The organism is Chloroflexus sp. (genome assembly GCF_034435895.1).
Taxonomy (GTDB): Bacteria; Chloroflexota; Chloroflexia; order Chloroflexales; family Chloroflexaceae; genus Chloroflexus.
Map to the genome: position 1 here is coordinate 1 of NZ_DAOTWH010000196.1, position 10,125 is coordinate 10,125.

General features: G+C 60.3%; 6 protein-coding genes. 2 read left to right on the forward strand and 4 right to left on the reverse strand.

Annotated features, from left to right (window positions below):
• Nucleotides 1–764: dihydrolipoyllysine-residue succinyltransferase (gene sucB / locus U9R81_RS11490; RefSeq protein ID WP_322495592.1), on the forward strand; the 764-nt coding region annotated here is incomplete at its 5' end.
• 325 nt (nucleotides 765–1,089) lie between these two features.
• Here the strand turns inward: sucB and acnA are convergent.
• Complete coding sequence (gene acnA, locus U9R81_RS11495; RefSeq protein WP_322495593.1) at nucleotides 1,090–3,831, reverse strand: aconitate hydratase AcnA; 2,742 nt, start codon at nucleotides 3,829–3,831, stop codon at nucleotides 1,090–1,092.
• 438 nt (nucleotides 3,832–4,269) lie between these two features.
• Between acnA and U9R81_RS11500 the strand changes: the two genes are divergently transcribed.
• The gene (locus tag U9R81_RS11500) at nucleotides 4,270–6,405 is read left to right on the forward strand and encodes a DUF6345 domain-containing protein (RefSeq protein ID WP_322495594.1); all 2,136 of its coding nucleotides are present in this window, start codon (nucleotides 4,270–4,272) and stop codon (nucleotides 6,403–6,405) included.
• A gap of 25 nt (nucleotides 6,406–6,430) precedes the next feature.
• Here U9R81_RS11500 and U9R81_RS11505 read toward each other — a convergent pair whose 3' ends face one another.
• The 3 genes from U9R81_RS11505 to U9R81_RS11515 all read right to left on the reverse strand — a co-directional run bounded on the left by U9R81_RS11505 (nucleotide 6,431) and on the right by U9R81_RS11515 (nucleotide 10,052).
• Nucleotides 6,431–7,843, reverse strand: coding sequence for a glycoside hydrolase family 32 protein (locus tag U9R81_RS11505; RefSeq protein ID WP_322495595.1), 1,413 nt, complete (start codon nucleotides 7,841–7,843; stop codon nucleotides 6,431–6,433).
• 158 nt (nucleotides 7,844–8,001) lie between these two features.
• The gene (locus tag U9R81_RS11510) at nucleotides 8,002–8,919 is read right to left on the reverse strand and encodes a carbohydrate ABC transporter permease (RefSeq protein ID WP_322495596.1); all 918 of its coding nucleotides are present in this window, start codon (nucleotides 8,917–8,919) and stop codon (nucleotides 8,002–8,004) included.
• Nucleotides 8,916–10,052, reverse strand: a complete 1,137-nt coding sequence (locus tag U9R81_RS11515) for a sugar ABC transporter permease (protein WP_322495597.1) — start codon at nucleotides 10,050–10,052, stop codon at nucleotides 8,916–8,918. The genes U9R81_RS11510 and U9R81_RS11515 overlap by 4 nt, the downstream gene beginning before the upstream one ends.
• Between the last annotated feature and the right edge of the window lie 73 nt (nucleotides 10,053–10,125).

Consider the following 10,125-nt stretch of genomic DNA (forward strand, 5'->3'; position numbering starts at 1 on the left):
CCCCGCCGCGGCCCGTCCCCACGCCTCCCGCGCCTCCCGCACCGGTCACATCGACCAACGGCGACCGGCGCGAAGAGCGGCAACGGCTGAGCCGCCGCCGCCAGACCATTGCCCGCCGTTTGGTTGAGGCGCAACACACCGCCGCGATGCTCACCACCTTTAACGAGATCGATATGAGTGCGGTGATGGCGTTGCGCGCGCGCCACAAAGACTCGTTCAAAGAGCGGCACGGCATTGGCCTCGGCTTTATGTCGTTCTTCACTAAAGCGGTGGTTGGCGCACTCAAAGCCTTCCCGATTGTCAACGCCGAAATCCAAGGCGACGAGGTCGTGCTCAAGTACTACTACGACATCGGCATCGCAGTTGGGGTTGATGAGGGGTTGGTGGTGCCGGTGGTGCGCGACGCCGACCGCAAGACCTTCGCCCAGATTGAGCGCGAGATCGCACAACTGGCGAAGAAGGCGCGTGAGGGCACGTTGAGCCTTGCTGAGTTGCAGGGGGGCACGTTCACGATCACGAACGGCGGCGTATATGGGTCGTTGATGAGCACGCCAATCCTCAACGCGCCGCAGGTAGGCATTCTCGGCATGCACAAGATCGAAGAGCGGCCAGTGGTCGTTGGCGGCCAGATCGTCATCCGCCCGATGATGTACGTCGCTCTTAGCTATGACCACCGCCTGATCGACGGTAGCACCGCGGTGCGCTTCCTCGTTAAGGTGAAGGAGTTGATTGAGGATCCGGAAGCGTTGCTGCTAGAGGGGTAAGGCGTTCGCCGGGGAGGTTTTTTACCACCAAGGGCGTGGAGAACGCAGAGGATGATCACCATCCTTTGCGCCCGCTGCGCTTCTTTGCGATGTTGCGTTGATGCCCTTACCCCCAGCCCCCTCTCCCGCCTGACGGCGGGAGAGGGGGCGGTTTTTTACCGCAGAGGGCGCTGAGGATGAACACTCACACACCTTCGCGTTCCTTCGCGCCTCTGCTCGCTGGCTCGCTTGCAGGTACGACAGTGCAGAAATGGAACGTAGCAGCGCCCCTCTCCCGCGCCAGAGGGAGAGGGGCTGGGGGCAAGGGCACCGCTGTGCGGCAAGATTAGCCCTGACGATCTTCAGCCAGCAATTGGCGCAGCACGTACTGCAAGATACCGCCGTGGCGATAGTACTCGACCTCTTGCGGCGTATCAATCCGAGCACGGGTCTGGAATTCGCGCACCGTACCGTCGGCGGCAGTGGCGCGCACGGTGAGGATGCGGCCATTGGCGAAACCGCTGGCAATCGCATCGGCCAGACCGATCACATCGTAGACTTCGTGGCCGGTGAGGCCAAGGCTGGCTGCGCTCTCGCCGGGCATAAACTGGAGCGGCACGATCCCCATCCCAACCAGATTCGAGCGGTGGATGCGCTCGAAGCTCTCGGCAATCACGGCCTTGACCCCCTGCAAGTAGGGGCCTTTGGCGGCCCAGTCGCGGGACGAGCCGTTGCCATACTCCTTGCCGGCAATCACGATCAGCGGCGTGCCATCGGCTTGATAGCGCATCGCCGCGTCGTAGATGGACATCACTTCGCCGGTGGGCAGGTAGGTGGTAAAGCCGCCCTCAGTGCCCGGCGCCAGCTTGTTGCGCAGGCGGATGTTGGCGAAGGTGCCGCGCACCATCACCTCGTGATTGCCGCGACGCGCGCCGTAGCTGTTGAAATCAGCCGGGGCAACGCCGTGCTCGATCAGATACTTGCCGGCGGGCGAGTTGATCTTGATGCTGCCAGCGGGGCTGATGTGGTCGGTGGTGATGCTATCACCCAGCAACGCCAACACCCGCGCGCCGTGAATCTCGGCTACCCGCTCAGGCGGGGTCGGACTCATCTGATCGAAGTAGGGCGGTCGGCGGACGTAGGTGCTGGCCGGATCCCACGCGAAGCGATCGCCAGCCGGCACCGGGATATTTTCCCAGCGCTCATCACCGACAAAGACGCTGGCATACGAACGGCGGTACATCTCAGATTGGATCGCCGTCTCGATCGTCTGATGCACCTCAGCCTGCGACGGCCAGATATCGCGCAGATAGACCGGCTGGCCATCCTTGCCAATCCCCAGCGGTTCTTTATCCAGATCGATATCGATCCGGCCAGCGATGGCGTAGGCCACCACTAACGGCGGCGACATCAGATAATTGGCCTTGACATCTTGCTGGACGCGGCCCTCAAAGTTGCGGTTGCCGGAGAGCACCGAAACTGCGACCAAGCCCGACTGATCGATCGTCTGGCTGATCTCCGGCGCTAGCGGGCCAGAGTTGCCGATGCAGGTCGTGCAACCATACCCGACCACGTGGAAGCGCAACGCTTCGAGATAGGGCAACAGGCCAGCGTTGGTCAGATACTCAGTCACCACCTTCGAGCCGGGGGCGAGCGAAGTCTTGACCCACGGCTTGACGGTCAAGCCGGCTTCGACCGCCTTCTTGGCCAGCAGGCCGGCAGCCACCATCACCGACGGGTTGGAGGTGTTGGTACAGGAGGTAATGGCAGCGATCACGACCGAACCATGGTGCAGCTTATAGCCAGCGCCGGGAACCTCGACCGCAGTCGCGGCGAAATCAGCCGCTGAGAGTGCGGTATCGGGTTGGGCCGGGTTGATAATTGCCGGAACGGCCATGTGGAAAGTGCGGTTAACATCGGTCAGCGGCACCCGACCTTCGGGACGCTTGGGACCGGCCACGCTCGGCTCAACCGTGCTCAGATCCAGCTCAAGCACGGTCGAATACTCGGCTTCGGGGGTGTGCTCATCGTGGAAGAGGCCCTGCGCTTTGAAGTAGGCCTCAACCAGCGCCACCCGCTCTTCGCTGCGGCCAGAGAAGCGCAGGTAGCGCAGCGTCTCTTCGTCAACCGGGAAGATACCGCAGGTCGCGCCGTATTCGGGGGCCATATTGGCGATAGTGGCGCGGTCGGCCAGCGGCAGAGCAGCCAAGCCGGGGCCAAAGAACTCAACAAACTTGCCGACCACACCCAACTTGCGCAACATTTGGGTCACGGTCAACACCAGATCGGTCGCCGTCGCCCCCTCGCGCAGCCGGCCAGTCAGCTTAAAGCCGACCACCTGCGGGATCAGCATCGATAGCGGCTGGCCGAGCATCGCTGCCTCGGCTTCAATCCCACCGACACCCCAGCCTAATACACCGAGACCATTGATCATCGTGGTGTGCGAGTCGGTGCCGACCAGCGTATCGGGGTACGCCTGCACCGGCCCGCTCGCGCGCGGATTCTCGTCGCTGGTAAAGACCACGCGAGCCAGATACTCGAGGTTGACCTGATGCACAATGCCGTTACCGGGAGGCACGACTTTGAAATTATCGAACGCGGTCTGGCCCCAGCGCAAGAACGCATACCGCTCGACATTGCGCTGGAACTCGAGGTCTTTGTTGATCAGCAGCGCCGCTTCGGAGCCATAGGCATCAACCTGCACCGAGTGGTCGATCACCAATTCAACCGGCTGCAACGGATTAATCCGGCGCGGATCGCCACCCAACTCGGCCATGGCGTCACGCATCGCCGCCAGATCGACCACGCACGGCACGCCAGTAAAGTCTTGCAAAATGACGCGGGCCGGCATAAAGGCCACTTCGCGGTCAGGTTCAGCTTGGGGCTGCCAATTGGCCAGCGCCAGAATATCGTCGGCGGTTACGGTGCGGCCATCTTCGTGGCGGAGCAGATTTTCGAGCAGGATACGCAGCGAGTAGGGCAAGCGGGCGAGATTGACGCCGTGGTTGGCGAGAGCGTCAAGGCGGTAGATTTCATAAGTGCGGCCACCGACCGTCAAGGTCGAGCGAGCGCCAAAGCTGTTGGCCATCGTTCATCTCCTTCGGCTGACCCCTGCAACGGAAGGCCATTCCATGTTGTGGTAGAGCGATTATAGCACGAACTGTCACAATGTTGTGATTTGTTGCACAAACCGTGCAAAAGGTGGATAGAGTACTGGAATTATACCAAATTTGCCGGCAGAGCATGGGATCAGGCCACCGGTAGAGCGCACGACGATGCGTCTTTATCGGTTGTGACAGACCGGCATCATTTGCCTTCACGGTGAAGAGAGCTGCGGGGAGTGGCGACAAAGCGCGATCTTTCCCCCACCGGCTCACACGATTGCAGCATGATTTGGTACCAATGGGTGATTATTTCTGTTGGGATCTTCGTTTAAGATCATGAAAACCTGAAACGCGCCATTACCCATGCTCTCTTCGCATATCGCTTCAGGTTATGGGTCAGCGGATGCAGAGGAGGGATTGCAATGAACAGGGTTGTTCGTGCCCGTATGTGGTTGGCGCTGTTCGTCATCGGGGTAATGTGCGTCACGCTGTGGCCGGCTACACCGGCGCCAGCGCAATCACAGGTGCGTTTGCCAGTTTTTCGCCTCACTAAGCCCCCGGCCAGCAATGATACCACCCAACAGTTGGGCGGAGTACTGGAAGGTATTGGCCGCGCCGCACCAGCGGGGCAAGACGAGTTTCGCGGCAAGAGCCGGTTTTTCCGGTTGAATGAACAAAACCGCACGGTGCTCACCCAATACGAGGCATCGGGCGGTTTCTTTGCGTATGACCTTGACGGGCTAGGACGGGAAACGCCTGCCGGTACGGTTGATGCGGAAGTAGCGAAGCGATTGGCGTGCCAATTCCTCACCAACAACAATTTTGTTGGCCGTGATGGCATCCTCGCCAACAACGGCCAGAGCAACTACCCGGTGCGATTGCCGCTCACGCCGGGCACATGCAACGCGACCAAAGACTTTGGCCGCACCAGCCTGATTCGCGCCGCCCAAGCCCCAGTAAGCGGCGCCGGCCTAGGGCAAACGACCGAATCCATCGTTGGCGTGGTGGTGGAAGTGCCGTTTGGGTTTGTCAATGGCGAGCAATTTATCCCGATCGACGGCGCCGGCGGGCACATCTCGCTGTTGTTTACGACTACCGATACGACCATTTTGCAAAACGCCGGCGACTCGCTCGACAATAGCGTCCCCGGTCTCGCCGGGATAGCAATGCCCTTCTTTGGGCGTACGCTGGAGTTTAGCGGTACGGCACCGGTGCGCAATTTAAGCGATGTGCGGAGTGAAGTCGAGGCGCTGGTGCGCGCATCGTACCCCAATGCGACCAACGTTACTGTCCCCAATCCGGTGTTGACGTATATGGTTGATGACGCTTCGTTCGAGCAGACCTTCCTCGAACCGGAAGCGATGTTCGATGATATCACGGTCACACTGCCAAATGGTGACGTCATCGTGCTACGATCGTTCTCAACGCCGCTGCTGGAAGGTGGTGCGGGCAGCTTCAGCCCAACCGTTACCATCACTGCGCCGGCCAACGGCAGCTCCTTCCCCACTGCCGGCGCAATCACCCTCACCGGCGCCATTGCCAACGGCACTGCACCCTATACCTACCAATGGCTGCTCGGCGACGAAACCCCGCTCGGCAGCCCGGCTACGCTCAATGCAGCCGGCTCAGTCAGCCGTTCGGCAACCTTGCCGGCTGCACTGCGCGAAACCACGCCGGATGCAGTGACAATCATCTTGCGCGTGACCGATGCCAACGGCGTGCAGCGCGAGGCCAGCGTCAGCGTCACGCCCGATTACCGCTTTGTCTACGTGCCTACGATCATCCGCAGCGGCGGCAGCACCGCTGCGTTGCCAGCGGCTGAGCTGGCCCAATCCGCCACCTACTCGTTCGGCGCTGAAGGCAACTGGGACTACCAACCCTACGGGCCGGGCGGCTCTGATCTACCGGGAGTCATTCCTGATGTAACCGGCTTCCGCAGCGGGATGAGCGGTTACGGTTACACATCCATTTTCTATTGGACAAATGCGAGCGCATGGGAGCGCGACTGGCGCGACGTGAGTTTGGGCGGGATCGACAGCACGAGCGGGGTCGATCGAGCGGCCTTCGTCTACTACGCCGGCCACGGCGGCGCCGGCAGCATCGTGATGACCTCGAACAACGACAGCACATGGTTTGACGCCACCAAGGCCCGCTATCAAAATCTGCGCTGGGTTGGGTTTGCCTCGTGCCAGACGCTGCGGGTGCAAGGTTATACGCCAGGCAACGAGCCGATCCGCAAGTGGTTCAACGCCTTCCAAGGCGCGCACATGCTGCTTGGCTTTAACAGCAATATGGCCGATATCGCCTTTGGCGGCAATTTGGCAGCGAATATGCGGATGCCGTCGTTCTTTGGGATCGACTACCCGTGGGCCCAGTTGACAATCGCGCAGGCATGGGTCAAGACGGCGTTCGACATGAACGCCGGCAAGCCGGCCTACATCTATGCTCGCAGCAATACGGTCAATCCGTTGAACGACAAGCTGCCCAAACCGGGTACAGCAATGCCGCCGCGACCATTGCCGGTCACCTCGTACCATTGGGTGTGGTGGGAGTTTTAGGATTGGCGGGCGTGGCGCAGGCGCGTCACGCCCAAATATCGGCCATCTCCCACGAGCGCATCGTCACCAGTTCAGCGGGGTTGCCGGCGGCTTGCAGGGCAACCCCGTCGCTATCAGGCCGGCTGGGATAGATGCGGCTGGTGATCGAGCGGCGGTCGTTGGCAAAGACCTCGATCAGCGAGCCATCGAGAAAGATCCGCAGATACAACGGCTCACCGGGGGCCAGCGGCAAGGAGGCATGGTGCGCATCGCGCCAGACATCACTGCTTAGACTCGAACGGCTGCGGTCGAGGGTGAGGGTAGCGGCGGCGCGATCGTAGCGCAACATCGTCGCTTCGGCGCCGTCAGGGCTGGCGCGCAGCCACACGCTTGCCACACCGTGCGGCGGTGGCAGCATGATCACCTCTAACTCAAGATGCGCGCCACGGATCGGCACCCACTGCGGCGCGCCGGGCATAATCAGGCCGGGAGCCACCTGCTGTTCCGCTCCGCGCAACTGCCGCACTTCGGCAATCGGCAACGCCACCACCTGCCCATCACTCGCCAGCCGCACCTCGCGCGGCAACGACATCACTCCGGCCCAACCGGCAGCCAGCACCGCCGCCTCGCTCCGTCCCTCCATCACCCAGCCAAACATGATCCGGCGACCATCGCGGATCGGCATGGTCTGCGGCGCGTAAAAATGGGCATCGCCGTAATCCAGCTTGTGGGTCAGGGAAGGCGTAAACCGGGCATCACGATATTCACCGCGCATCGCAATGGTGTAATACGGGCGCTGATCCCACACCGAACAGATCAGTACGTGATCACCATTCACGGCAAAAAAATCCGGGCACTCCCAGAACGCGCCTGTCCAGACTGGAGCGAACTGGCCAGCATCACCGATCAACAACGGCCCGCCGTATTCCCAGCGGCGCAGATCATCCGAGCGGTACAACAGCACCGTGCCGCCTTGACTGCGTATGCCGGCGCCAATCAGCATCACCCACCGGCCATCCTCGTGCCAGACCGTATGATCGCGAAAACCGAGCAGATCGAGATCAACCGGCGGCGAGGGAATAATTGGCTCCGGCCACTTCTGCCACGTCAGCAAGCCATCGTGGCTCACTGCCAGACAGGGGGTTTGCACTTCGGGCAGACGGAAACCGGTGTAGATCACAGTTGGCGTGCCATAGTCATTGACCGCACACCCCGACCAGCAGCCGTCGGCATCAGGCCCTCCCGGCGTGGGGGCAAGCGCAACCGGCTGGTGTTGCCAGTACAACAGATCGGCGCTCGTCGCATGCCCCCAATGGATATTGCGATGGTACGCTCCAGCGGGATTGTACTGGTAAAACAGGTGAAACGTCTCGCCCCACTGGATCAGCCCGTTGGGGTCATTCATCCAGTTGGCCGGCGGCAAAAAGTGGTAGCGGGGGCGATGCGGATCGCTGGTCATACCGTTCTCTTTCAGCAAAGCAATCGTAAGCGGCAGTAGGACTGCCGCACTCCATACCACATTGCTAGCGGGGTATACGGCAGTAAAACTGCCGCACTCCATAGGCGACCGGCGCCGGTCTGCTCACAACTGCGGAGCATGATGTTGGTGTAGCCAACTTACCCCTTCACCGAACCGGCCATCAGACCGCGCACAAAGAAGCGCTGCAACGAGAAGAAGACGATCAGCGGCACGATCATCGAAATAAACGCGCCGGAGGTGAGCAGGTTCCACTCTTGGCCAAACTGGCCGAGCAGGCTGAGCAGCCGCTGTGTCACCACCTGCACTCTTGGCTCGGCGCCGAGGAAGACCAATGCCACCAACAGGTCATTCCACGTCCAGAGGAATTGGAAGATGGCGAAGCTGGCCAGCGCCGGCATCGAGAGCGGCAAAATCAGGCGGGTGAAGATGGTAAAGTGGGTCGCGCCGTCGAGAAACGCCGACTCGAAGATATCGCGCGGAATGGTGCTGATGTAGTTGTAGAGCAGATAGACCGCAAGCGGCAGACCGAAGCCGGTATGAGCCAGCCAGACGCCGAGATAGGTGCCCCCTAACCCCAACGCCACATAGTCGCGCAAGATTGGCACCAGCGAGATTTGCAGCGGCACCACCAGCATCGCCACCACGAGAATAAACAACGGACGTCGTCCGGGAAAATCGATCCACGCAAAGCCGTACGCGGCAAAGGCAGCGATCAAGATCGGGATAATCGTTGCTGGCAAGGCCACGGTCAAGGTATTGATCAGCGCCACCTCCATGCCCACCCGCGTCCCGCTCGTGGCCGGGCGATCGGGCAACGGAATGCCAAGCACAATCCGATAATTATTGAGCGTAAAGCGCGCGTTCTCCGGATTCGTCACCACCGTCCACCAGCCGCTGGTCTTAACATCATCAGCCGGGCGGAACGAGCTGACTAGCAAGCCAACGGTGGGGGTAATCCAGAGCGCGGTGATCAGAATCATCACCACATACACCATCACGTGGCCAAAGCGAAAGCGGCGGCGCTGGCGCGGCGCAGCAAGGGTGGCGCTGGTCATCGGAAGGCCTCCGTCTGCTTGTTAAACTGGCGCAGGTTATAGTACATCACCGGCAATACCGCCAAGAGCAAAATGATGGCGATGGCTGCCGCGCGCCCGTTATTCACCTGCCGGAAGAGCTGGACAAACTGCACGTTTGCGATCACCTGCGTGCCGAAGTTACCGCCGGTCATCGACTGAACGATGTCGAAGATCTTAAGGGTGAAGAGAATAATGGTCGTGGTGACGGTAATGAGCGTGCCCTGAATTGACGGCAAGATAATGCTGCGGAAGATTTGAAACTCGTTGGCGCCGTCGATCCGGCCCGCTTCGAGCAGATCAGAAGGAATACCCTTAATCGCCGCCGAGAGAATCACCATCGAATAACCGGTCTGCAACCAGACCATAATGATCACCAGAAAGAGGTTATTCCACGGCTGTATCAACAACCAACCCTGCGACTCAAACCCCAGCGCAGTGATGATCCCATTGAGCAGACCGATCTGGGTTGAACCGGTCGGACGATACTCGTAGATAAACTTCCAGATCACTGAGGCACCCACACCCGAAATTACCATCGGCATAAAGATCAGCGCCTTGCAGATGGTCTCAAACACGGGATGGGTGCGATCCACCAGCACCGCGATCAAGAGGCCAAAACCCACGCTCATACCGGTGCCGAAGATCATCCAGAAGAGAAAGTTGTTGCGGTACGACTGCAACATCTCTTGGCTAGTAAAAGCGTAGATATAGTTATCTAGCCCGACGAAATTTATCCCGCGGGCATCGTAGAGGCTGGCGATAAAGGAACGGATCGTCGGCAACACGAGATACCACGTCAAGATAGCCAGCGCCGGCCCGACGAAGACAAAGGGAATCAAACGCCGCCGCCACGCTGGACCCAACTGTTCGATCAAATAGTTCGAGAGGGTAAAGAGCGCCAACACGCCGCCGACACCCCACAAAATCGCGATGATCGCCGTAATCCACTGCGGGATCTGAGTATCACGCAGAAAGATAAAGACCTGATAGAGCACCAGAAAGGTGATCGCCGGCACAAAGATCGAAACCAGCAGACGGCCAAGCGTTGTCGAGAGAAAAGCGCCAATACCGCTTGGCTCAGGGGATGGGGAAATCTCACGTGTTGGTCGCATCAGAACTCCTCCTTGAGTGGCCACGTTGCCGGTGAACGTTCGGGGGCGGGGAAGCGGCGGGCGGGTTTGCGCC